The following is a 23,357-nucleotide window of genomic DNA, read 5'->3' as shown; positions in this document are numbered from 1 at the left end:
CAAAAATCATGCTATACTTAATTTTATTTTTAAAGGAGTCTTATATGAAGCAACTTTCCCGCAGGCAGTTTTTAAAAGGAGCAGCTGGTGCGAGTATTCTCGGACTTTTGGCGACCACATCCGGTTATGGCTATGCTCGGTACATTGAGCCGCGCATGATCGACGCCGTATCACTCACTATTCATGATGCTCAGCTACCGGCTTCGTTTAACCAGTTTAAAATTGCTCAATTTAGTGATGTTCATTTAAGTGATACATTTCCGGCAAAAGATTTAGAGACTGTTGTCCAAAAGATCAACGATGAATCTCCAGATCTCATTGTGTTTACAGGTGACCTTGTTGATTTTGAAGCATCGATTGAAGAACATGAAAAAGCCAAAGCCTCTTTGTCTAAGCTTGATGCTCCGTTTGGAAAGTTTGCCATATGCGGAAATCATGACTACGGACCATTTGGCATTGATCTATATGAGGAAACGATGAAAGCTTGCGGTTTTACATTATGTAAAAATGAAGTGTTTCACTTAGAAAAAGAAGGCGGACGCATACAGATCGCTACACTGGATGATCTCATGATGAGTATGCCTGATTACCATTTCATCAAACGAGAAGTCTCTTCTGATCTCTTTACGTTATTGCTTGTGCATGAGCCTGATGCCGCACTAGAGCTTGAAACAACACCTATTAACTTACAGCTTTCTGGGCATACGCATGGCGGTCAAATACAGCTTCCTTTCTATGGACCGATTCTCACAGCACCTTTTGGGCGTACATATGTCGAAGGCTTATACGGTAGCTATCAGCACCGTATCTATGTCAACCGCGGGCTTGGGACAACTAGACTGCCGCTTCGGTTTTTAGCCAAACCTGAAATCACCTTTTTCACCTTAACATCTTACGTGTAAAGAGAAGCCAAATCACCTTTTCCTGCATATGTATAAACAAAGATCATTCTCATGACAAATGTTAGGAGAAACCTTACTGGGCCTGATCCCGTCCATATAGTATATGTGAGACGGGGATCACGGCTTCTTTTATTTGAGTAAAAGGAGTGTCCTTTCGTGCTGCGATACACGGTAAAAAGTGGAGAAACACTTGCTTCTATAGCACTTGATTTTCGAACAACGACAGATGCTTTAAAGGCTGCAAATCCGTCACTTCAAGCCCGCGAGCCAGAACAAAATGAAGTCATCATCATCCCTGGGTTACCGGATCCTAACACGATCCCTTACCGCATATCTGTGTCAATTTCAGCGAAACGTCTCGTACTGTTTTCTGGATCACAGCTCTTGCGCTCATACCCGATTGCAACCGGCAGAATATTAAACATGACACCGACAGGTTCTTATTATATTGTCAACAGACAGCCAAACCCAGGAGGTCCCTTTGGCGCCTATTGGCTGAGCCTTTCAAAAGTTCATTATGGCATCCATGGAACGAATAACCCGTCTTCAATTGGTAAAGCTGTGTCTAGAGGGTGCATTCGCATGTACAATCAGAATGTCATCGAACTTGCTTCAATTGTTCCAAATGGAACACCTGTGACCATTAGCCAGTAGGAGAAATCAATTGTACGAATGGTTAAAATTTTATATGATAGAAAGTGGGATCTTCAGGTTAAGGAGCGTATTTATGGATATTTTTAAAAACAGAAATTTTGTTCGTCTCTTTTTTGCAGCACTTGCCTCGCAAATGGGGACAACAGTAGGCAATATGGCGTTTGCCTTTTATTTGCTCGACCATTTTAGTCATCAGCCCGCTTACGCCACTTTAGCAGAGTTAATGTATTCACTGCCTACGATCTTTGTCTTTTTTATGGTCGGTGTGGTTGCAGACCGTTTTGATCGTAAAAAAGTCGCAGAGAATTGTGATTGGATACGAGCTGGGCTGACGATCGTTTTATTTATCGTCATTTATTTTAATTCATTGCCGCTTATTTTCTTGATCTTGTTTATACGAAGTGCCATTACGAAGTTCTTCTATCCAGCTGAAGCCTCTCTCGTTCAGGCCATTTTAAATAAAGATCAATATGCAAAAGCGGCTGGTTTAAATCAAATGCTGTTTAGTTTATTTATGGTATTTGGTGTTGGAATTGGTGCCATTATGTATAAAACGATTGGACTTCACGGTGCCATTACCATTGATTTGGTCAGTTTTATTGTTTCTGGTATTCTCATTCGATCATGCAATATTCCAATTGAAGCACGACAGCCAAATGGACAAGCAGGCTGGAAAGGCATGACCGTTAAAACGTCTCTAAAAGATTTTAAAGAAGGCATTCTCTATATTTTAAAAAATAAATTATTGGCTTCTTTAATTTTCGGCTTTTTTGTTTTCGGTCTTGTGAATGGCGCATTTGCCGTTCTTCCGATGTTTACAATGAAATACGGTCTTTCACCGGACCATTTTGAACTGCATACATCCTTTTTTACAATCGCGATTGGTGCCGGACTTCTAGTTGGAAGCTTACTTGGCTCTATTCTTGCGAAAAAGGTAAAAATGCAATATCTCATGTCGATTCCAATTCTAGTTGCAGGTATTTTAATTTTTGTCCTTGGTTCTACCCATACATTATGGTTATTTTATGTCACATCATTTGTCATTGGTACATGTATTGGTCCAGTCAACATTGTCATTGGAGGCTGGCTCCCAAGAATTGTTCACCCTCGTCTGATGGGACGCGTATCAGGGTGGGTTGATCCGCTCACCATGTTTGCACAATCAATGACGCTAGGTTTAATTGCCGTGTTATTTCCAAAGCTCATCACCAATGTTTCTTACATTTATTACGGAATGGGTATTATTATTTTACTCGTTTTCCTTTTTTACTTCATTACACTGCCAAAGTTCAGCAGAGAAGCTGCCGACTTAGATGTACAGCGTGAATTAAAAGGGCAAGGAGTACAATAGATGAAGCAAAAAGGGCTAAAATATACATTATTTTAGCCCTTTTTCTTCTTTTCAGCGTGATAGAAAACCTTTGCAGTCTAGGAAGGACGAGTAATGGCGCGGAGCGAATTTCACATTCGTGAGCACCAGCACGCAGGACTGACAAAGATTGCGAGGGTTTGTCTACACGCTGAAAGGACTTTCTTCTATAGAAAGTCCTTTTTTCATGGGTGTAACATAAACGACGATTATTTTTTCTGCTCATGGAAATGATTCGAAGCAAAATGAACGATTCTATCGACTGTATAAATGCTGATAAATAAGATGATAAAAAGAAGAAAAGGATGAATCGGCCGATCATCTACCATGTACACAATGCCTCCAACGACAAAAGCGACCAATAAAGGCGTTAAAATATCTTTCAATCTAAACCGTCCTTTCTGTTCTCATTGACTTTGATCTTCTTATCTTACAATCAATTTTCCTTTTTATGAAATAAAAGGAATGTTTATAAATGCAACATTTTTAATAAAAATTCTTTACAATATTGGAAGTTTTATAGTAATATAGTCAGGTTGGAGGTGAGGGGTATGCTAAAAAGCTATTATTTTATTCATACAAAAAATGATCAAGGACAATACGTTGTACATACAGAAGACTGCGCATTTTTAGGTGATGCAGCAAGTCGTACATTGATTGGTCTACACATGAACAGTGAAAGCGCCATGGATGAAGCCAAAAAAATGACGAGTGAAACTGATTTTAACGGCTGTTTTTACTGTGCTTATTCTAGCCATACGAAATAGTCCATGTTTTTAAGCCATATGTTCGACTTTGATTGTCTTGCATATGGTAAATTTTACACGATGAACCATCTATACATTGATAAACTACCCATTGATTCAAATAGGTAGTTATCTTGTTATGATAGTTCACTTTGTATACATTTCACTACATACTCTAATGATCGAAAACAAACGATCTTTTAACTTATGCACCCCTACTGCATCTTCTACCAATGCTCAGCCAATTCCTACCACTTGAATATTTAACATAATGGTATGCTTTTCATCTAAAACAGCGAGACATTCATCATAAAAGTGATAGAAAGATGTGTCGACCTCTTCAAATTTCAGCAAGGTTTCAACATTATGATTTTTGGCTATTTTAAATAATAACCATGTAATCTCATTGCTTTTTACAATAAGACTATTTGCAATTTACTAATAAAAACGTATAATTTATACTAAGCACAGGAAGACGAAAGACAAAGGAGAGAAAAAATGGACGATTATGCTCATACTAAAGACATAGAACCTACAGCAGAAAACATCGCAAAAGCCATTTATACTGTTAACCGCCATGCTAAAACCGCACCAAATCCCAAGTTTCTTTATCTTTTGAAAAAACGTGCGCTGCAAAAACTATTGCAAGAAGGTAAAGGAAGAAAAGTGGGCCTACATTTCTCTAACAATCCCAGATATAGTCAACAACAGTCCGACGTGCTGATTGAAATTGGAGATTATTATTTTCATCTGCCACCAACCAAAGAAGACTTCGAATTTTTGCCACACTTAGGAAATTTAAATCAATCATATCGCAATCCAAAAGCGAATATGTCATTAAATCGAGCGAAACAAATACTTCAAACGTATGTCGGTTTAAAAGAAAAACCTGCCGCCACAAAACAAAAATCACATTATACAAAACCCGTCTTCAAACGGCTCGGGGAAAGTTATTTTTAAACAGAAAAACCACTCAAAGCGAGTGGTTTTTCAGATTATGGACAAAGGGCTAAAATGTTGTTTATTTTAGCTCTTTGTCTTCTTTTCAGCGTGAAAGAAAACCTTTGCAGTCTAGGAAGGACGAGTACTGGCGCGGAGCGAATTTGGCATTCGTGAGCACCAGAGCGCAGGACTGACAAAGAATGCGAGGGTTTGTCTACACGCTGAAAAACCACTCAAAGCGAGTGGTTTTTTCTTTAGATAATAAAATGATCTACTTTTTCAATCAGCTGATGAATTTCTGGTTTACTAATTTGATCATCTGCACCGATGGTTTCCCCTTTATGACGCAGATCGTCCGTAATTAATGAAGAGAAAATGAGAATTGGAATGGACTGTGTTAAAGGATTGTCCTTCAGCAGCTTTGTTAATCGATGTCCATCCATTTTTGGCATTTCTATATCTGTAATAATCATATCAATTTCTTCTGTCACACTAATGCCTTTACTGACAAGATCCATGACATGGTCATATGCTTGTTTTCCATCTTCAAAGGTCACAATGTTTTTATAGCCTGCCTCGGTTAATTCATTTGTTAATAAGCGCATAAGAAGCGGAGAATCTTCAACAACATACAGCTTCTTCCCTGTTCTTCTCTCGTCTTTCTCACCGTCAAACATATGATATGTGTCTACACCAGATGCAGATTCAATATCATAGATGATTTTTTCGTAATCTGGAAGGAAAATCATTTTCTCGTCAAGCTTGATGATCCCTGTTAAATGACGGTCCATTCCTTGATTGAGTGCAGTTGGTTTTTCAATCTCTTCCCAGCTGACGCGGTGAATTTGTGATACCGTTCCTGTATGGAACACAAATTTCCGTTGGTTGAATTCAGTCACAATGTATTTCTCTTGTTCTGACTGATCTGACTCGACATTAAAAAAGGAAAATAGATTGATGACTGGTAAAATCTCGCCTCGTAAACTAATCATCCCTTCTACATCTTGGTGAGAGTGCGGTACAACTGTCACCTCAACTGGCTGAATAATTTCTCTTACTTTCATGACGTTAATGCCGAATTGATTTGAACCAATTTCAAACTTCACAATTTCCAATTCATTAGTACCAGAGTCAAGTAAAATTTCTTGTTTGTTTAAAGCCACGGAAATCCCTCTATTCTTCAATATAAGATTGTACTTTTTATATCGGCAGCATGGGTAAAAAGTTGACGTTTCTTTACGCTTTCTCTCGCACGAATTGATGAATCACAAGTCCTATGGCTGCAAGGATGAGCAAAGACCCTAATGCAAGACGGCTTGCGAGATTCCCATGTGATGCAAATAGAAGTGTGACGGAGCCATAAATGATGGGACCAACAATTGAAGACACCTTTCCCGAAAACGCAAAGAGACCAAAAAATTGTCCTCGTTTTTCTTTAGGCGTCAGCTCAATAATGAGGATTCGTGATGATCCCCAGCTCGCGCCAAGTGAAATGCCAAATAAACTGCCTGCTACCCAGAAGACCCATTCCGTTGTCGCTGTCACAGCTAGAATGAGCGCCACAATTAAAATGACATACACGACTGTAATCGAGCGCTTTGCCCCGATGGCCTTTGTGACATATCCGAATAGAAACGAGCCAATGATACTTGAAATCGTGGACACAAGATAAAGCAAAATAAATTGACCTGCGGTAAAACCAATGATAATTTTTGCATAAACAGCCATCATCGCAATCGCTGTCTGCAACGCATCATTCATAAAAAAGAAAGCGATCATAAAAATAAAGGCCGGTTTGTACTGCTTCATCTCTTTAAATGTACGAATAATCTCTTTATACCCGCTGAAAAAAGACGACTTTTTCTCTTGCTGCGGGAGAGGTTGAGGATCTTTTATAATAAAGAGAAAGGGCAGAAAAAAGAGAAAGAATAAAAGGGCTGTCGGAATAAATGCTTCATGAAACTGGTCATTTCCTACAAGTAAATAAACAGAAAGGCCGACAAGTGTACCTAAATAGCCGACAGCAATACCGAATCCAGAAATGAGGGGGATTTCATCCTTTGTCCCAAGATCGGGCAAAATGGTGTCATAAAAAACAAGACTAGAGTGATAGAAAAATTTGGCGATAACAAACAAGGTAACCACCACCAATAAGGAGACAGGAAGACCAAACCATTCGCTTGAGAAATCAATCCCAGCAAAGATCCCCATCATAAAGGTACAGGCAATACAAATCAGGGTAAACACCGTGATATACCGCTTCTTTTTCCCTGTACGATCAATCAGCACACCATATAAAGGCGTAAAAATGACGAGGAAAAAGCTTGCAAGTGCGTTCGCATAAGAAATAAATGTACTAGCGATTTGATCCATCCTCGCACTGTCGCCTATCGTCTCCTGCAAGTAAAACGGGAAGAAAATGGTGATCATATTCGATGAAAATATCGTATTTGCAAAATCATACAATGCCCAGGCCAAAACAGGTGCTGTGAAAAAGAGCCCGAAGCTTGCCCCTTTTTTCTGAACGGTCATTTTCCCTCTTTTCAATAGATTGACTCCCTTCTCTGCTTTTATTTTCACTATCATTCTACTTTATGTGACGTTTCCCTCTTCCATACAAGCAATCTATACAAAAAACACCCCTTACTATTTAGCAGAGGTGCTTCTTTTCATTATTTCTTTACGACAATGGTACTTGCAATCAAGTCGTGAAGTGCTTGTTTTTTTTCTGTGAAAAACGCAATGATGTAGCCAATGAATAAGATTGGAGACAAAAAGCCTTTTGCAAAAAAGCGGCCTGTCGCGCGCCCGAATGTTATTTTTCCACCCGTTACTTTTGTCACTTTGATGCCAAGAGCCATCTTGCCAAGAGTTCCTTGCAACTTTGATGATTCCATGATCGCATAATAAAGCCAAGTCACCGCGATACCGATTAAGGTCGTTACGCCATAGAAAAAGAGAAGGCCCACAATGACTGCCCATTCTTCATCCGTGATCACCGTTGAAGAATAGTAATAGCTATCATCATACATTAAAAATGCCGCCTCAGGGCTTGAGACAAAAAAGAGTGTTGCGAGAATAAATACAATGATTGAAAATGGTACACTAATAATGACACCGTCTAAAAGATGAGCAAGAAAACGGTAACCTACTCCAGCTAGTTCAGGATGTTTTTCTTCTTGAATAGGTGCTTCTGACATGTTTGTTTCCATCCTATTTCTCCTTTATTATGTATGTTTTCTATAAATTTCTTATAATCATTCGTTATTATATCTTATGAATATCGCAAGATCAATGGAGCTTTACATTTTTACATGAATTTTAGATCATTTTTAAATGATGATTTATGTGAATAAATACTGAAAATTCACGAAAATTATGGCACATCTAGTTCTTTCAACGCCTGATTTTTTAACATTTTGTGATATTTTCCTCTCATTTCGATTCTTCTGTTGACAATCACGTTTCACATGGTACAATAGTCAAGGATTTTTTAAAGAAAGGTGTTCATGATGGGAACTGTCGTACTATTAAAGAACAACGAAATGACTGTGATTGAAGATATTTGCGAAGCTGATTTTTTAGATATGAAACATGGTTTATCAAATGAAGATGCTGCTTATATCTCTTGGTATGAAGATTACGATACTGCTTATGGATATTGATTTCATTTCATAGATGAAGCGTAAAAAAAGGCGATACAACCTTCAAAGAGGTGGTATCGCCTTTTTACGTTTGTGTGCTTCTTTCACTTTCAGGTTCTACATGAATAAAGATTTGTGCATGCGGAAACGCCTGCTGAATGTTCTCTTCAATTCGATCACATAATTGGTGAACATCTTCAATGGTTGTTTTTCCATGAACAATCAAATGAAAATCAATATATTCTTCAGCACCGGATCGTCTTGTTCGAAAGTCATGATATTCAATGAATTCTTGGCTGAATGTTTGAATGATGGCCTCTATCGCTTGTTCTTCTTCCGGGGTTAACCGGGCGTCGACAAGCGGCGGGAAGGCTTCCTTCATGAGTTTAAATGCTTCACGCATAATATAGAGCGCTAGCACCATTCCAATAATCGGATCGAGGAAATACCAGTCCGTTAATGCAACAAGCAATAAACTAATGGCAACCCCTAGTGACGTAAACACATCTGTTAAAAGATGCAGTGCATTCGATTTCATGGCAACAGAATGTACTCGCTCTGCCTCTTTGTTCACAACTCTTGACACAACAAAATTGATAAGTGCGCCGATCAGCATGACCACAATACCAAGTACCGGCAGTTTAACCGGCTCTGGATGCATTAATTTATGAACACATTCATAAATGATCCAAATCCCAGCAACAAAAATCAACAAAGTTTCAATCGTTCCAGAAATATTCTCAACTTTCCCATGTCCATAAGGATGTTTTGAATCTGCCGGCTTTCTTGAAATACGAACAGAGATAAATGCAATAAAAGAGGCCATTAAATCGAGAAAAGAGTGAATGGCTTCTGATAAAACCGCAACAGATCCAGTTAACACCCCTACAATGATTTTAAGGACCACAACAAACGTATTACTCATGACGGATAAAAAGGCTATTTTCGATGTCTTTGCTGATTGATCCATCTATTATCGTCCTCCTTCAGGAGATCGTATGCCTGTGAAAGCAATTCCCATGACTTGATTCTCTCGTTCTTTCAGTTTATACCGTTTTGCCTTATTCTAATCATCTTAAGCAGAGCTGTATTTTCCGAGCAGGTTACGCTATAATAAATGTTGCTCTTTCTTCATCTATCACTCATGCTGTGATGGATAGGAGAATAGACTACATATAACGATATCCGAAGCCTTTCCGCAGGTGACATTTATGCAGTGAATGGTAAAATAGGATAAAAACATAAATTTTTAAGGTGATGAGAAATGGAGCATTTGCTGAATCCAAGAGTAAAGGATATTGAAATTTCAGGCATTCGAACATTTTCAAATCTCGTATCTTCATATGAGGATGTCGTTTCATTGACCATAGGTCAGCCCGATTTTTATACGCCGCATCATGTCAAAACAGCTGCCAAAACAGCCATTGACGAGAATTTCACCTCGTATACTCATAATGCTGGATTTTTAGAGCTAAGACAAGCGATCCAGCAATACATCAAAAAGAAAGTCCATCTTGATTATGATGCAGAGACAGAAATCATTGTGACAACAGGTGCGAGTCAAGCAATTGATGCTGCGTTTCGAACTATTTTGACTGAAGGCGATGAGGTCATCCTGCCCGGCCCTGTGTACCCTGGCTATGAACCGATCATTCGGATGTGCGGTGCGGTGCCCGTGCATATCGACACAACAAATGCCGGTTTTAAATTAAATGCCAAGCTGATTGAAGATGCATTAACGGAAAAGACAAAGTGTGTTGTCCTTCCATACCCTTCAAATCCAACTGGGGTCACGCTATTAGAAGAAGAATTGAAAGAAATTGCACAGCTTCTTGAAGGAAAGGATATTTTTATTCTATCTGATGAAATTTATAGTGAGCTGACATTTGATCGTCCGCATCATTCCATTGCTTCTTTCTTAAAGGAACAGACGATTGTCATCAATGGACTGTCAAAATCTCATAGCATGACCGGATGGAGAATCGGCTTTTTATTTGCTTCCGCTCCTATTGCTAAACATGTATTAAAAGTACATCAATATAACGTGTCTTGTGCCTCGGCTATCTCACAAAAGGCGGCACTTGAAGCAGTGACAAATGGTGTAGATGATGCACTGATCATGAGAGAGCAATATAAGAAAAGGCTCGACTATGTATATGATCGACTCATTTCTATGGGGCTTCCGGTCATTAAGCCTTCCGGCGCTTTTTATATTTTCCCTTCCATTGAATCGTTTGGGATGAGTTCTTTTGATTTTTGCATGGAGTTGTTAGAAAGCACAAAACTTGCGGTCGTACCTGGTTCTGCTTTCTCTTCACTCGGAGAAGGATATGTGCGCCTTTCCTATGCATATTCACTTGAAACGTTAAAAGAAGGACTTGACCGTCTCGAACAATTTGTACTTGAAAAGCGTTCCATACAATCAACAGACGGATGAAACAACGGCTCTCTTGCCGTTGTTTTTATTTTGCGGGAAACATGATGTGAAACACAGTCCCTTTTTCAGGGTGGCTATCTACCCGGATGGTTCCGTTGTGATTTTCTAAAATATTAAATGTCACCATGAGCCCAAGCCCTGTTCCCTTTTCTTTTGTCGTTAAAAAAGGTTCACCGATCCGCTTCATGACCGATTCAGGAATACCAATTCCTTCATCTCTAATCGTGACAAGTATCCCTTCTTTTTCGGCTTTGGCAGTAATGTCTACCTTCCCTCCATCCGGCATGGATTCGACGGCATTCTTGATTAAATTGATAAATACCTGCTTCAGCTGGTTTTGATCCCCATTCATCAGGAGATCCTCCTCAATATCACTTGTGTTCATCAAAATTCCATTTAAGTTCGCCTGTGTTTCTAACAGAGCGGTGACTTCGCTAATGATTTTTTTCAAATCAAGCGTCTGCATTGATGCCGTTTGCTGCGGCTTCGCAAGCATTAGTAGCTCACTTAAGATGATTTCAATCCGGCTCAGCTCAGAGAAGACAATTTCAAAATATTGATCACGGTCTTTTGTTTTTGGTTTAATGAGCTGTAAAAAGCCCTTAATCGCCGTCAGTGGATTCCTTATTTCATGTGCAATGCCTGCTGCCAATTGACCTGCGATTGATAATTTTTCAGAGCGCAGCATGAGTTCTTCTGTCTGTTTTCGTTCAGATATATCTCTTAAAATAATTTGAACGGCTGTTTCACCAAAAAATGTGGTAGGGATACAAACCATTTCTGTATAAATCAACCGGTGTTTAAACGTATGGCAGCTCATCGTCACAATCTCAGAATCTGATGCTCTTTCGATAATACGTGATAAGCTCTTTTTGACTTTTTGCTGATCACATGAATGGATTTGATGAAAGATATCTTTTCCGATTAATTTATCGTAATGTTCGGCTTCAAATAATTTAATACCTGATTCATTCATAAATACCCATTTATGATCGTGGATGACGGCAATGGTATCAATCGAATTTTGGATAAGCAGTTGATACCGCTCTCTGCTTTTTTGAAGAACGGTTTGAAATTTTTTACGGGAAGAGATGTCCACTAAGAGTAAAAGTTCTGCCCGTTGATTTTGATAAATTGCCGGAGATGACTTCACCTCAATATGAATCATGCTCCCGTCTTGTCTTTTCCATATTTGTTCAATCATTCCGACTGGAAGGCCTTGCTGCAGTCTTTTGATTCGGCTTCTCACAATGTCATGGTACTCCTCGGCAATAAAATCAAACGCAGACTTGCCGATCATTTCATCTTTTGTACATACACCCATTAATTGCAGCATCGCATCGTTGGCATACACAATTTTCCCAAGCGCCGTAATACATAACGGATTTGGCAGCATGGCAATCAGATTTTCAGCTTCACTGACATCTTGGAAAGCCGGTAGACTGCCTAATGACTGTTCTGACACTTCTGTTGGTTGAAATGCTGCTTTTTGAGGCTCTGTATTCATTACCCTCATTTTCAGGATCATTTCTCTACTCAAATCGTTGTCTAACCCATCACAAGCAACAAAATCAATGCTTGCTTCTACCCATACAGCTGTAAGATCACTTCTAAGCAGTCTAAAGTGGCAAATCTCTAGCATGTGCTGATTATAGAAATAACTTTCGACGAGAAATTGATCTTCGGTATGAACAAAGTCTTTCAAAAAACACCCTAGTAAATCCTTTTGTTCATAGAGCAAAAGCTGCTTACAATTGGAAGAAATGTAGAGAAAGCGGCCATTAGAAGAAAGAACGGCATGTAAATCAATATTCGAGTACAGCTGATTCGAATCTTTCATTTTTTGTTCCATCGTCGTCCGACCCTCCTTTAATTTTTTTAGGGTTGTCCTTAGTTTGATGTATAAAAAGGATTCGCTAGAAAAACCGTATTTTCCTCCCAATCTCTTGTGAAACGTCCATATTTTCAGCAAAAAGGGAGCACTTTCTCTCGCTGTGCTCCCTGCTGTTTATTGCTTTTCATATTTCTTTTGTAATTCAACGTACTTATCAACAATTTTACTTGGAATGGTTTTAATGACAGGATCTTTATCTGATACATACGGTGTGACGACACTAAATGCCACTTTCGGATTGGAAGAAGGATAATATCCTCCAAAGGTTAAGTTGTACGTGGCATTCCCCCACCAGCTCCGGTTGGCACCATAGTAGAAGGTTTGGGCTGTACCCGTTTTCCCTGCGACATCATGCTGACCGAACCGGCCAGCGGCAGTCCCGCCTGTTGATGTGACCATTTTTAGTCCCATTTTGACGCGGTCAATATCTGCTTTCGAGTTGTTAATGGTGTTCAGCACCTTCGGCTCATATTTCTTCACAACAGGACCTACTTCTTCCTTATTCGTTGGAAAGTGAACACTTTTCACCACTCTTGGCTGAATACGGTTACCTCCATTTGCGATGGTCGACATGTATTGTGCGACTTGAAGTGGTGTATACGTGTCATACTGACCAATCGCTTCATCAAGCAAGAGTCCGCCGACTGTCTGAGGATGCGTCTGCATTCCGCTTGATTCCTGCGGCAAGTCGATGCCTGTTTTCACGCCAAGACCGAATTGCGCATAGTAGTTTCTCATTTTTTGTAAGTGTTCAGGTCTTGCCCGTAACGGGCCATCTTTTTGATAGGTGATCCCTGCCATTCTCATCGCCACTTGGAACATGTAAACGTTGGAACTTTTTTGGAGTGCCTGAAGGTCGTTAACCCATCCAAGAACTTTGTAAGACTGTTTAGGCTTTCCTCCACTTCCCGCAAAATACAGCGGTGTATCCAAATAGGATTGATTGTGTGACATACCATCTTGATAACCAGAGAGGACAGTAGCTCCTTTGACAACAGAGCCCATTTCATACTGTGTCGTAAATGTTCCGATCGCATAATCTGTGACGTCCCTGCCGTCCATTTTCTTCCCTGACATCGCGAGAACATCACCTGTGTTAGGGTCCATCATCACAACAAAGGCACGGTCCATCATATAGTTTCTTGCACTAGCGGATCTTAGCTCTGATTCAACGATTTTGTCGACTTCCTTTTGCAGCTCCATATCAAATGTGAGTGCAAGGTCAAGTCCTCTTCGTCCTTCTGTCCGCTTGATTTCATCAAGCAGTTTGCCGCCGACCTGTGTATATTGAACAGTTGCTTTTTCTGGATTGAGAAAATCCTCATATTGATATTCTAAATAACTTTTTCCTACTCGGTCATTTCTCGAGTAACCTCTTGCCATATAGTAATCTTCACGCTCTTTTATAATGCCTTGCTCTGGGGTGGTGACACCGCCAAGGACATTATAAAGGGTTTTTTCATACGGATATTTCCTTGTCCAGTCATTGATGACATTTACACCAGGCAGTTCATCAAGATGCTCTGATACAAGTGAGATCTCTTCGTATGTCAAACTTACGGATGATGTCTGTTTTGATTCTTTTGTTTCATCAAGCAGCGCAACTTTTTCGTCCCCTTTTTTCTCTTCGTTCGGGTCCATCGCTTTCACGATTTGAGGTTCAAAGGCATATCCGCCTGTAAACCTGCGGTAGATCGCTGCAACTGCTTTTTCCTCATCATCTTTTTCGATCGCCTTGACTTCTTTCTTAGGCACACGCTCTACTTGAAGTGGATAGACATCTTTTGCTTTAAGATTCTTTTGCTCTGCTTTTGAAATGAGCTTATCCGCTTCTTTCGGGTGGCTGGCCAGCCAAAAATCTCGAATGTCACGCTCTCTCAAAAAATCTGTATCCATTTTTATATAAGTCGCAAGTTTTCTTGCTACTTTAATCTTATCCTCCGCTTTCACACCGCTTTCTGATGTATAAACGATGGCAGGTACACTTTCGTTATCAACAACGACTCTTCCTCTCGCGTCATACATTTTTCCTCTTGGAGACGGGTATGATGCTGTTTTGACCTCAGTTCGGTTGGCTTGCTTTTTATAATCCTCACCATTGACGATTTGCAGCACACCGAGCTTGATGACAAGTCCAGCAAATAAACTAAATACAGCGAAGAAAAAGAGATTAATTCTCCAGGCGTTCCGGCGCTTCATTTTTTTCTGCTCGGCAGCACCTTGATGCTGTTTCTCTCCCACTTATGTAGCTCCTCTCATCCTTTCAATCTTTTACAATTACCACTCACTATTGTAACACTTTTGTAATAGTTGTTACAGCGAAACAAGTGAAAAAAAGCTGTCAATCCCTATTCTGCAAAAAAATATACTAACACTTTAAAATATTGGTATGTTTATGTCGTTTTCTTTAAATAGAAAGATTCTCCATTCATTGATATGAAGAGACTCTTTCTATGACTTTAACAAAAATGACAAACGGGCGTTGTCAATGGAGGATGCTGGTACGTTTATAACAAAAAGTCCATGTTATGATTTTCTGTGAGAAAACAAAACAAAGATTTTAGGAGGAGTTACAAAATGAAAAAGAAATCATTCATTTTTTCAGCGCTGACAGCTGCTGCATTGATCACGTTCACTGGAGGGCATTCAGCTGATGCGAAAGAGCTTAACCTGAAACAAGTCATAAACGTACAGCATCAAGCCATTGATCTTCATACATTAGCTGCAAAATTACATATCTCTTCAGATGTAAACAAGCTAAGCACTTCAAATCAAAAAGAGATCGAAGCTCTATTAAACAAGCTGATCAAAAGTGGTCAACCTGTTACTGGTACAAAAGTGGTGAAAGAAGTAAACAAAGCAAAAAATGAGCAAAAACAAGAATCAGTGAAAAAACCAGCTACTTCTAAACCAAGCACACCAGCAAAACAAAACACAACGAACAACAGCTCAAAATCTGATCAAAAAGACACAACTGCAACAAAAGCAGACAGCAGCTTAAATGCATTTGAACAAGAAGTGGTTGAACTGACAAATAAAGAGCGTGCAAAACAAGGCTTAAAAGCTCTTTCTGTTGATTCTAAATTAAGCAAATCTGCTCGCGCTAAATCACAAGATATGAAAGATAAAAACTATTTCTCTCATACAAGCCCAACTTACGGATCTCCATTTGATCAAATGAAGCAATTTGGTATCACGTACAAAACAGCAGGTGAAAACATTGCGCAAGGTCAAAGATCACCTCAAGAAGTAGTAACAGCTTGGATGAACAGTGAAGGTCACAGAGCGAACATTTTAAACAAAAACTATACACATATCGGTGTAGGTTATGTGAAATCTGGTAACTACTGGACGCAGCAATTCATCGGAAAATAAGATCAAAAAAACCTGTCTCTATTTGGGACAGGTTTTTAGTTTGTCTTCTTTTTTCAGCCATGTGAGGGCTTGTTTACACGCTACAAACTGTTCCACCTAGGCGGGGCAGTTTTTTTATTTCACCCATAATTTATAGATGCTTTGTGTTCCGCTGTTTTCTTCGCCCTGTTCGCTGAGCTTTTCATATAATGACTTCGCTAGTGAAAGGCCTGGCATCTCTTCTCCCATCAGCTCTGCTTCTTCAAGTGCAATGCCCATATCCTTAATAAAATGCTTCACATAAAATCCTGGCTCGAAATCACCTTTCAGCATTCTTGGTGCAAGGTTTGACAAAGACCAACTGCCAGCTGCTCCTGTTGTGATGCTTTTAAGTACCTGCTCTGGATCAAGTCCTGATTTTTCCGCATAAGCCATTGCCTCTGCCACACCTACCATCCCTGCTGCGATAGCGATTTGGTTACACATTTTTGTATGCTGACCACTTCCTGCAGGTCCTTGATATTGTATATTTTCTCCCATTTGCTGAAATAGCGGCAGGCACGCTTCATAGGCTGCTTTTTCTCCACCAATCATAATGGCCAGCGTGCCATTTTGGGCTCCAACGTCTCCGCCAGAGACCGGCGCATCTAATGCAAATAGTCCTTTTTCCTTCGCTTTCGCTTCAATTTCTTTTGCCAGTTGAGGTTTCGATGTGGTCATATCAATGAGGTGTGTACCAGGCGCAGCATGTGCCACGAGTCCATCTTCTCCTAAATAGACTTCTTCTACATCTGATGGATACCCGACCATTGTGATGACGGCATCTGCCTCCTTTGCGATCTCCTTTACGGTCGATTTCCAAAGAGCACCTTTTTGAATCAATGTGTCTGCCTTTGCTTTTGTTCTTGTATAAACGAGAACTTCGTAGCCAGCATTCATTAAATGCCCTGCCATACTACGCCCCATTACACCGATTCCAATAAAACCAACTGTTTTGATTTGTGCCATCAAGAATTCCTCCTTATAGAGACTTTGTCAATCCACCATCAATGATGAGGGTTTGACCTGTCATATATGTATTGGCTTCAGATAAAAGAAAAGCCGCATATGCTGCAAATTCCTCTGGCTGCCCGTAACGGCCCAGCGGAATCATACGTTCAGCTTGTGCTTTGATCTCTTCAACCGATTGTTGCTCCTCTTGTGCACGGTGTTTGTCTAACTGTTTCACGCGCTCTGTTTCAATTTTCCCAGGGGCTAAGGTATTGATCAAAATGCCATCTTTGGCAAGCTCCTGGGCAGCTGTTTTTGTCCAGCCGGTAATGGCCGGTCTAAATGTATTCGACAGCATCAAGCCTGGGATCGGTTCTTTGACCGACATAGATGCAATATTCAACACTCGTGCACCTTGTTTTTTTAAATACGGCAAGGCTTCTTTTAATAACCGAATATAGCTGAGTAAATGAAGCTGAAATGATTCCATCCAATCTTCATCCGTTAAGGTTTCAAGTGTTCCTGTTTGAGGACCGCCTGTATTGTTCACGAGTATATCAAGGCGTTTTTCATCACCTGCTGCTGCGACGACAAGCGCTTTAATTTGCTCGGCGTCAGATACATCACATACTTGATAAGTCAGCTTCCCTTTTACAAGCGGGGAGAATTCTTTGACCGCTTCTTGCAGCGTGTGCTCATGTCTTCCCGAGAGCATCACATCTGCTCCCTCTTTTGCAAGATGAAAGGCAATGGCTTTACCGATACCTTGACTGCTTGCAGCGACCAATGCTTTTTTTCCAGATAGATTAACATGCATGTTGGCACCCTCCTCTGTTCATATTTTATCATACAAAAAGAACCTTGCTCACATGGCAAGGTTCTTTTCTGCAAGATTATAGTTTAAACCGATTGACTGCCTGACGCAGTGCCTGACTTGATTCGTTCAACATTTCTGTTGATGTTTTCGTTCTTTCTAAAGCTTGTACTTGTTCGTCTGTGGAAGCATGTACTTCCTCAGCTGAAGCGGCGGATTCTTGTGAAATGGCCGCTATACTTTGAATGGAATCATTCATTTTCTGTTGTTCTTCAGTCATTTCATTGATTTGTGTATGAATGCTGTCAATGGAGCCGACAAGTGCCTGCATTTCCATTGTGATACTGCTGAGTGCCTCTCCTGTTGAATTGATGGCATCACCTTGTTCTTCATTCATTTTGCTTGCTGCTGTCATCGCTTCAGCTGCCTTTTTCGATTCATCTTGAATGAGTTTTACGGTTTCACTAATATGTTTCGTTGATTCTGCAGATTGTTCAGCCAGCTTTCTGACTTCTTCTGCAACAACAGCAAATCCTCTTCCGCTTTCTCCTGCTCTCGCTGCTTCAATACTTGCATTCAGTGCGAGTAAATTCGTTTGATCTGAGATTTCAGAGATCGCTGTTACGACGTTTTCAATATTTTTCGTTTTATGCTCAAGGTCAAGCAGCATTTGCTCTACCTTCTTCGATTCTTCATTCGCTTGTGTTGATTTTTGGACGAGCAGACCAAGAGCATCAAGTCCTCTATAGCTTGCATCTTCCGATGATTTTGAGTTGGTTTGCATTTGCGTGGCAAGCTCACCCATATGACGAACTTTTTCATACAAATGCTCTGATTTTTCATTAATGGTTTCCGCTTCTGATGCTTGTTTCGTCGCTCCTACAGCGACCTCTTGAATAGCCGTTGCAATCTGTTCACTAGATAGCAAGGTCTCGTTTGAAATTTGTGTCACTTCATCCGTTGATTTCACAACCTGATCTGAAGACTCTTTCACTTTTTCAATTAAATCCCTGATGCCTTCAGTCATTTGATTAAAGCTTTTCGTGAGGAAACCTATCTCATCCTGAGACTTCGACTCAAGCGAGCTGGTTAAATCGCCTTCAGACACTTTACGAACATGCTCGATGAGGCGTTTAATTGGTGTTGTAATGCTTCTAGCCAATAAGTAGCTTAGAATCATGGCAAGTATAATGGCAATGACAGAAATAATGATACTTGTCTGATTCATTTGTTCAGTGATCCAAAGAAGTTTCTTTTTCTCGAAGCTCACACCGATCGTCCAGTTTGCCTCTTTAATTTTTGAGATGACGGTCAGTTGTTTGTCATCATCAATACCCGAGTTGTCGATCGCTTTTTTCACAGAAGCGACTTTTGAGATATTTTTTCCTTGCTCTGTTGGATGTGCCAAAATGGTCCCTGTGCCGTCAACTAAGAAAGCCGTTCCCATATAAGGAATCTTTTGTTCTTTTATATAAGACTGAATGGAAGCCAGTTTCAAGTCAAGTCCAGCGACACCGACTACTTTCCCGTTTCGTACGATCGCCTTCGTGGCTGAAACGACCATTTCATTTGTTGCTTTATCAATGTACGGATCTGTCCATAGGACTTCGTCAGGCTTTTCAGCTGCTTGAATATACCAGTCTCGTTTAGACGGATCATACCCTTCACCAAAATCGGACTCCGGGAAAGCGAACATTTTACCATCACTTGTTCCTATATAGGCAAGCGAGATGAGTTCATCCTGCTCCTGCAATCCTTTTAATTCATCGTTTTCAAATGCCAATGTCTGCTTTGTTTGTTTCTGTGCAAAATCTTCAGTAAGTGTACTTGTTGCCAATTTGTTAATCGTATCACCGTAATTCTCAAGCTTTAGTGCTATGATGTCTCTCATGCTTTCTGCCGTTGCTGCTGTCGTTGTTTTCGCATCTCTTTCAATCAATGGTCTTAATACTAAATTGGAACCCACTTGAACTGCGACAACGGTTAAAATTAAAATAACTGAGATGAAAACAGCTATTCTCACTTGAAGTTTCTTAAACATCTCATCACCCCTACATCCTACTTTCGCATCTTAATGTGTATATCGGCAAAATTGGTACCGCATTCAATAGTTGTAAGAAAATTTAAATAGAAAAAACAAGCCATAATGACTTGTTTTAAGTAAAATATTCAATTTTTGCAGACGGAAAGTACTGTTCGATATATGATTCTAATGTCTGTCTAAGTTCTTGTTCTTCATCTTTTTGATAGATATATTTTCCAATTCCATATCTACCCCACTTATATCTTCTCTTTTCTTCATCTAGTTCTAGTTTTGTTTTCGGATAGTTTTTTTGGATGACACGCTTCGCCGGTTTTGTAAAACGGTGCTGAATCATTTCAAAGGTGATATCATGTCTCACTTCTTCAGGGAGAGCTGCATCGAGTTTTTCAAATAGGACTTTATAGCCCTCTTGCCACCCTTCATGAATGTAAATAGGGGCAATAATAAAGCCAAGTGGATAGCCTGCTTTTGCTACCTTTACAGCCGCTTCAATCCGCTGATCGAGTGGTGATGTTCCAGGTTCGAAATATTTAATGACATAATCGGCATTGATACTAAAGCGGAATCTTGTTCGCCCATTGTGCTTTGCATCTAACAAATGATCTACATGATGAAATTTCGTAACAAAGCGCAGTTTGCCAAGATCGGTTTGACCAAAGTATTCAATCGCTCGTTTGAGTGTGTGTGTCAAATGGTCAATTCCTACGATATCGGATGTACATGAAGCTTCAAATCGCGTGATATCAGGTGCACGCTCGTTCATGTACTGTTCAGCCTGATCTAATATCTCTTCTACATTGACATATGTGCGAATGTACGGCTTACTCCCCATCGTCGTTTGTAGGTAGCAATAATGGCAATGCCCCATGCATCCTGTCGCAAACGGAATGGCATACTCTGCAGATGGTTTAGATGTATCAAATTTTAAGGTTTTTCTCACGCCGATAACGAGCGTCGATTTTGCATTACGGTACTTTTGCAAATCATTTTTCCCCGGAATATTTCTCACTTGGTTGTGTGACGTTGTTTCTCTAATTTCAATTCCCATACCTTCAAACTTTTCTTTCAGCTCTTGTCCTAATGGGTACTCTAGCGCCCGAGGTTCAATATACACAAGCTGAGGAACGAACGGTTTGATCATATTTAGCACATCCTTACCTTATAGGTTCATACCGTTACTTTAACCTCTCAGGATGGCTTCTATCCTTTCTAAAATCTCCCTTATTCAAACAGATCTTGATAAAGGGCTTCTGCTTCTTCGTATGTTGGAAATACGGCATCATCAGGGGCTAATGGGTGATATGTTTCAAGTAGAAATAGTGCAAGCTCTTGTTCATTGTAAGGGTGTGAAACGATTTCCGCTTCTTTAATTTGTGCGACATTGGCTGCATGTGGATTTCGATAAATCACATATACTTGATCACCTGGCTTATAGTTAGAGAAAGACAAACTGGTCACCTCCATTTTTTATGTTAGGATGCCCTTCTCTGCAAGCGATATGACTGATTATGATAAAATTCGACAAAAAAACCAGACAGTTTGACCTGTCTGGTTTACATCACCTAGTTATGTTGAAACGTTTTTTTCACGAAATCAACCACTTCTTCAGTTGTGCTCAGTGATAAGATATGCTCTTTAAATGATGCAGCTTCTTCCTTAGAAAGCTTGCTTAACTGCGTTCTTGCTGGAAGAATCGATGTTGCGCTCATTGAAAATTCATCTAATCCTAATCCAAGTAGGAGCGGGATTGCGATTTCATCTCCTGCCATCTCACCGCACATGCCAACCCATTTACCTTCTTTATGCGCTGCTTCAATCACAAGCGTTATGAGGCGTAAAATAGCTGGATTGTATGGCTGGTAAAGATAAGACACTCGTTCGTTCATTCGATCAGCAGCCATTGTGTATTGAATCAAATCATTTGTTCCAATACTGAAGAAATCTACTTCTTTTGCAAATTGATCTGCGATAACAGCTGTTGATGGAATTTCTACCATCATTCCGATTTCAATGGAATCAGATACTTCTGTACCAGCAGCAACCAATGCTTCTTTTTCTTCAAGTAAAATAGCTTTTGCTTCTCTAAATTCTGATAACGTCGCGATCATAGGGAACATGATTTTCAAGTTTCCATATGTACTTGCACGAAGTAACGCGCGTAGCTGTGTTCTGAAAATCTCCTGCTCTTCAAGGCAAAGGCGGATCGCTCTATAGCCAAGGAACGGGTTCATTTCTTTTGGAAGCTGCAAGTAAGGAAGTTCTTTATCGCCACCAATATCTAGTGTGCGGACAACCACAGCTTTGCCTTCCATCTTCTCTAAAACGGTTTTATACGCATCGAACTGCTCTTCTTCTGTTGGGAGCTGATCTCTGCCCATGTATAAAAATTCTGTACGGTACAATCCAACTGCTTCGCCGCCATTTTCAAGTACACCTTTCACATCTTCAGGTGTTCCAATATTCGCAGCTAACTCTACGTGAACGCCGTCTTTTGTGACCGTTGGCTGGTCAACAAGTTTCGCCCATTCCGCTTTTTGAGCTAAGTAGTCTTCATGCTTTTTTTGATACGCTTTCACTTCATCTTCAGAAGGCTGAATGATGACGTCTCCGCTAATACCATCAACAATGATCAGATCATTGTTTTTCACCGTTTTTGTTGCTTCTTTTGTCCCAACAACTGCTGGAATTTCCATTGATCTTGCCATAATCGCTGAGTGAGAAGTACGACCACCGATATCTGTCGCAAAACCTTTGACGAATTGTCTGTTCAGCTGAGCTGTATCAGAAGGTGTTAAATCTTCAGCAATGATAATGACTTCTTCAGAAATCATACTTGGGTTTGGAATGTCAACGCCTAGCAAATGACCAGTGACACGTTTTGTAACGTCGCGAATATCCGCTGCACGCTCCTTCATGTATTCATTGTCCATTGCTTCAAACATTGTAACAAACATTGTTGCTGTTTCTTTTAAAGCAAATTCAGCATTTACTTTATCCGATGTGATTTTATCCTTCACTGGGTTGAGCAGCTCTGGATCACTTAACACAAGAAGGTGTGCAGAAAAAATATCCGCTTTATCTTGGCCAAGTTCTTTTAGCGCATGCTCTTTAATTGCTTCAAGTTCTTGCTTTGAAACATGAATTGCTTCTTCAAAGCGTTTCACTTCTGTCTCTGGATCATTGATGTCTTTTTGGTGAACTGTTAAATCTGGTTCTTCTAGACGATATGCTTTTGCAATCGCAACGCCTGCTGAAGCACCGATTCCTTTCAGTTGTTGCATTACTCGCCTAGGCCTTCACTTTTCATTGTGTCTTTTAGTGCAGCAAGTGCATCATTTTCATCAGAACCAGAAGCAGAGATTGTGATTGTAGCACCTTTCGCAATTCCTAGAGACATTACACCCATAATAGATTTCAGGTTCACTGTTTTACCATTATATTCTAAGTTGATATCAGCATCATATTTACTAGCAGTTTGTACAAGAACTGTTGCAGGACGTGCGTGAATTCCAGAATCTGCAGTTACTTTGAATGTTTGTTGAGCCATTTTTATCAATCTCCTTTTTA

General features: G+C 40.1%; 22 protein-coding genes and 1 pseudogene. 8 read left to right on the top strand and 15 right to left on the bottom strand.

The genetic code is table 11. The annotated features are described in order from the left end of the window. The first annotated feature begins 44 nt into the window (after positions 1–44). The 3 genes from KVT11_RS02830 (at position 45) to KVT11_RS02820 (ending at position 2,907) form a co-directional block, all read left to right on the top strand. Positions 45–902, top strand: coding sequence for a metallophosphoesterase (locus KVT11_RS02830; RefSeq protein ID WP_057079815.1), 858 nt, complete (start codon positions 45–47; stop codon positions 900–902). A gap of 156 nt (positions 903–1,058) precedes the next feature. Beyond that, positions 1,059–1,556 (top strand): L,D-transpeptidase family protein, encoded by a 498-nt coding sequence (locus KVT11_RS02825; protein WP_008348009.1) that lies wholly within the window; start codon positions 1,059–1,061, stop codon positions 1,554–1,556. Between the two features lie 73 nt (positions 1,557–1,629). Then, positions 1,630–2,907 carry an MFS transporter gene (locus tag KVT11_RS02820; RefSeq protein ID WP_017367146.1) on the top strand — a complete coding sequence of 426 codons (1,278 nt, stop codon included), beginning with the start codon at positions 1,630–1,632 and terminating at the stop codon, positions 2,905–2,907. Positions 2,908–3,134: 227 nt separating this feature from the next. Here KVT11_RS02820 and KVT11_RS02815 read toward each other — a convergent pair whose 3' ends face one another. After that, on the bottom strand, positions 3,135–3,311 hold the full coding sequence (locus KVT11_RS02815) for a hypothetical protein (protein ID WP_189337190.1): 177 nt from the start codon (positions 3,309–3,311) through the stop codon (positions 3,135–3,137). A 165-nt stretch (positions 3,312–3,476) separates the two neighbouring features. On the opposite strand from KVT11_RS02815, the gene KVT11_RS02810 reads away from it, so the two are divergent. Both KVT11_RS02810 and KVT11_RS02805 read left to right on the top strand, forming a co-directional pair. Continuing rightward, a complete protein-coding gene (locus KVT11_RS02810; protein ID WP_008348016.1) occupies positions 3,477–3,692 on the top strand; it encodes a hypothetical protein in 216 nt (71 codons plus the stop codon). Positions 3,693–4,169: 477 nt separating this feature from the next. Next, positions 4,170–4,631: a YkyB family protein gene (locus KVT11_RS02805; RefSeq protein ID WP_007498684.1), complete on the top strand. Its 462-nt coding sequence runs from the start codon at positions 4,170–4,172 to the stop codon at positions 4,629–4,631. Between the two features lie 236 nt (positions 4,632–4,867). On the opposite strand, the gene KVT11_RS02800 is transcribed toward KVT11_RS02805, so the two are convergent. From KVT11_RS02800 to KVT11_RS02790, 3 genes are all read right to left on the bottom strand, one after another. Further along, on the bottom strand, positions 4,868–5,776 hold the full coding sequence (locus KVT11_RS02800; protein ID WP_008348035.1) for a chemotaxis protein: 909 nt from the start codon (positions 5,774–5,776) through the stop codon (positions 4,868–4,870). Positions 5,777–5,849: 73 nt separating this feature from the next. Continuing rightward, the gene (locus tag KVT11_RS02795; protein WP_035392222.1) at positions 5,850–7,160 is read right to left on the bottom strand and encodes an MFS transporter; all 1,311 of its coding nucleotides are present in this window, start codon (positions 7,158–7,160) and stop codon (positions 5,850–5,852) included. 125 nt (positions 7,161–7,285) lie between these two features. Further along, the gene (locus KVT11_RS02790) at positions 7,286–7,825 is read right to left on the bottom strand and encodes an RDD family protein (protein WP_007498690.1); all 540 of its coding nucleotides are present in this window, start codon (positions 7,823–7,825) and stop codon (positions 7,286–7,288) included. 300 nt (positions 7,826–8,125) lie between these two features. Here KVT11_RS02790 and KVT11_RS02785 point away from each other — a divergent pair, with 300 nt between their 5' ends. Further along, positions 8,126–8,278 carry a hypothetical protein gene (locus KVT11_RS02785; protein ID WP_017367142.1) on the top strand — a complete coding sequence of 51 codons (153 nt, stop codon included), beginning with the start codon at positions 8,126–8,128 and terminating at the stop codon, positions 8,276–8,278. Between the two features lie 64 nt (positions 8,279–8,342). Here the strand turns inward: KVT11_RS02785 and KVT11_RS02780 are convergent, their stop codons facing one another. Next, entirely contained in the window at positions 8,343–9,227 is an 885-nt protein-coding gene (locus KVT11_RS02780) for a cation diffusion facilitator family transporter (protein ID WP_017359428.1), read from the bottom strand. A gap of 294 nt (positions 9,228–9,521) precedes the next feature. On the opposite strand from KVT11_RS02780, the gene KVT11_RS02775 reads away from it, so the two are divergent. Then, positions 9,522–10,694 carry an aminotransferase A gene (locus tag KVT11_RS02775; protein WP_019743910.1) on the top strand — a complete coding sequence of 391 codons (1,173 nt, stop codon included), beginning with the start codon at positions 9,522–9,524 and terminating at the stop codon, positions 10,692–10,694. A 25-nt stretch (positions 10,695–10,719) separates the two neighbouring features. Here KVT11_RS02775 and KVT11_RS02770 read toward each other — a convergent pair whose 3' ends face one another. Both KVT11_RS02770 and KVT11_RS02765 read right to left on the bottom strand, forming a co-directional pair. Next, the gene (locus KVT11_RS02770) at positions 10,720–12,546 is read right to left on the bottom strand and encodes a PAS domain-containing sensor histidine kinase (protein ID WP_076821790.1); all 1,827 of its coding nucleotides are present in this window, start codon (positions 12,544–12,546) and stop codon (positions 10,720–10,722) included. Positions 12,547–12,702: 156 nt separating this feature from the next. Continuing rightward, positions 12,703–14,829: a peptidoglycan D,D-transpeptidase FtsI family protein gene (locus KVT11_RS02765; protein WP_052320868.1), complete on the bottom strand. Its 2,127-nt coding sequence runs from the start codon at positions 14,827–14,829 to the stop codon at positions 12,703–12,705. Between the two features lie 336 nt (positions 14,830–15,165). Between KVT11_RS02765 and KVT11_RS02760 the strand changes: the two genes are divergently transcribed. Then, the gene (locus KVT11_RS02760; protein WP_052320867.1) at positions 15,166–15,963 is read left to right on the top strand and encodes a CAP domain-containing protein; all 798 of its coding nucleotides are present in this window, start codon (positions 15,166–15,168) and stop codon (positions 15,961–15,963) included. A 114-nt stretch (positions 15,964–16,077) separates the two neighbouring features. Here KVT11_RS02760 and KVT11_RS02755 read toward each other — a convergent pair whose 3' ends face one another. The 8 genes and pseudogenes from KVT11_RS02755 to KVT11_RS02725 all read right to left on the bottom strand — a co-directional run bounded on the left by KVT11_RS02755 (position 16,078) and on the right by KVT11_RS02725 (position 23,337). Next, complete coding sequence (locus KVT11_RS02755) at positions 16,078–16,950, bottom strand: NAD(P)-dependent oxidoreductase (RefSeq protein ID WP_008348050.1); 873 nt, start codon at positions 16,948–16,950, stop codon at positions 16,078–16,080. 13 nt (positions 16,951–16,963) lie between these two features. Continuing rightward, entirely contained in the window at positions 16,964–17,749 is a 786-nt protein-coding gene (locus KVT11_RS02750) for an SDR family oxidoreductase (RefSeq protein WP_056704837.1), read from the bottom strand. A 76-nt stretch (positions 17,750–17,825) separates the two neighbouring features. Beyond that, complete coding sequence (locus KVT11_RS21520; RefSeq protein WP_370529227.1) at positions 17,826–18,773, bottom strand: methyl-accepting chemotaxis protein; 948 nt, start codon at positions 18,771–18,773, stop codon at positions 17,826–17,828. Further along, a pseudogene (locus KVT11_RS21515) lies at positions 18,765–19,787 on the bottom strand (cache domain-containing protein); the annotation flags it as partial. The pseudogene KVT11_RS21515 and the gene KVT11_RS21520, both read right to left, overlap by 9 nt. Positions 19,788–19,902: 115 nt before the next feature. After that, positions 19,903–20,931, bottom strand: a complete 1,029-nt coding sequence (gene splB / locus KVT11_RS02740; RefSeq protein WP_116306788.1) for a spore photoproduct lyase — start codon at positions 20,929–20,931, stop codon at positions 19,903–19,905. A gap of 80 nt (positions 20,932–21,011) precedes the next feature. After that, the gene (locus KVT11_RS02735; RefSeq protein WP_034646394.1) at positions 21,012–21,254 is read right to left on the bottom strand and encodes a transcriptional regulator SplA domain-containing protein; all 243 of its coding nucleotides are present in this window, start codon (positions 21,252–21,254) and stop codon (positions 21,012–21,014) included. A 98-nt stretch (positions 21,255–21,352) separates the two neighbouring features. Next, positions 21,353–23,071 carry a phosphoenolpyruvate--protein phosphotransferase gene (gene ptsP, locus KVT11_RS02730; RefSeq protein WP_008348058.1) on the bottom strand — a complete coding sequence of 573 codons (1,719 nt, stop codon included), beginning with the start codon at positions 23,069–23,071 and terminating at the stop codon, positions 21,353–21,355. Beyond that, positions 23,071–23,337 (bottom strand): phosphocarrier protein HPr, encoded by a 267-nt coding sequence (locus KVT11_RS02725; protein WP_003211078.1) that lies wholly within the window; start codon positions 23,335–23,337, stop codon positions 23,071–23,073. The genes ptsP and KVT11_RS02725 overlap by 1 nt, the downstream gene beginning before the upstream one ends. Positions 23,338–23,357: the final 20 nt, after the last annotated feature.

Source organism: Bacillus sp. GbtcB10 (assembly GCF_019091365.1).
GTDB lineage: Bacteria > Bacillota > Bacilli > Bacillales > Bacillaceae > Bacillus > Bacillus altitudinis.
Note: the sequence above shows the minus strand (reverse complement) of the source record. Positions and strands in the feature narration are given on the sequence as shown.

Coding starts and splice junctions, on each gene's coding strand:
- KVT11_RS02830 (WP_057079815.1), top strand. CDS start 45: ATGAAGCAACTTTCCCGCAGGCAGTTTTTAAAAGGAGCAGCTGGTGCG.
- KVT11_RS02820 (WP_017367146.1), top strand. CDS start 1,630: ATGGATATTTTTAAAAACAGAAATTTTGTTCGTCTCTTTTTTGCAGCA.
- KVT11_RS02810 (WP_008348016.1), top strand. CDS start 3,477: ATGCTAAAAAGCTATTATTTTATTCATACAAAAAATGATCAAGGACAA.
- KVT11_RS02805 (WP_007498684.1), top strand. CDS start 4,170: ATGGACGATTATGCTCATACTAAAGACATAGAACCTACAGCAGAAAAC.
- KVT11_RS02790 (WP_007498690.1), bottom strand. CDS start 7,825: ATGGAAACAAACATGTCAGAAGCACCTATTCAAGAAGAAAAACATCCT.
- KVT11_RS02785 (WP_017367142.1), top strand. CDS start 8,126: ATGGGAACTGTCGTACTATTAAAGAACAACGAAATGACTGTGATTGAA.
- KVT11_RS02780 (WP_017359428.1), bottom strand. CDS start 9,227: ATGGATCAATCAGCAAAGACATCGAAAATAGCCTTTTTATCCGTCATG.
- KVT11_RS02775 (WP_019743910.1), top strand. CDS start 9,522: ATGGAGCATTTGCTGAATCCAAGAGTAAAGGATATTGAAATTTCAGGC.
- KVT11_RS02770 (WP_076821790.1), bottom strand. CDS start 12,546: ATGGAACAAAAAATGAAAGATTCGAATCAGCTGTACTCGAATATTGAT.
- KVT11_RS02760 (WP_052320867.1), top strand. CDS start 15,166: ATGAAAAAGAAATCATTCATTTTTTCAGCGCTGACAGCTGCTGCATTG.
- KVT11_RS02755 (WP_008348050.1), bottom strand. CDS start 16,950: ATGGCACAAATCAAAACAGTTGGTTTTATTGGAATCGGTGTAATGGGG.
- KVT11_RS02750 (WP_056704837.1), bottom strand. CDS start 17,749: ATGCATGTTAATCTATCTGGAAAAAAAGCATTGGTCGCTGCAAGCAGT.
- KVT11_RS21520 (WP_370529227.1), bottom strand. CDS start 18,773: ATGACTGAAGGCATCAGGGATTTAATTGAAAAAGTGAAAGAGTCTTCA.
- splB (WP_116306788.1), bottom strand. CDS start 20,931: ATGATCAAACCGTTCGTTCCTCAGCTTGTGTATATTGAACCTCGGGCG.
- KVT11_RS02735 (WP_034646394.1), bottom strand. CDS start 21,254: ATGGAGGTGACCAGTTTGTCTTTCTCTAACTATAAGCCAGGTGATCAA.
- ptsP (WP_008348058.1), bottom strand. CDS start 23,071: ATGCAACAACTGAAAGGAATCGGTGCTTCAGCAGGCGTTGCGATTGCA.
- KVT11_RS02725 (WP_003211078.1), bottom strand. CDS start 23,337: ATGGCTCAACAAACATTCAAAGTAACTGCAGATTCTGGAATTCACGCA.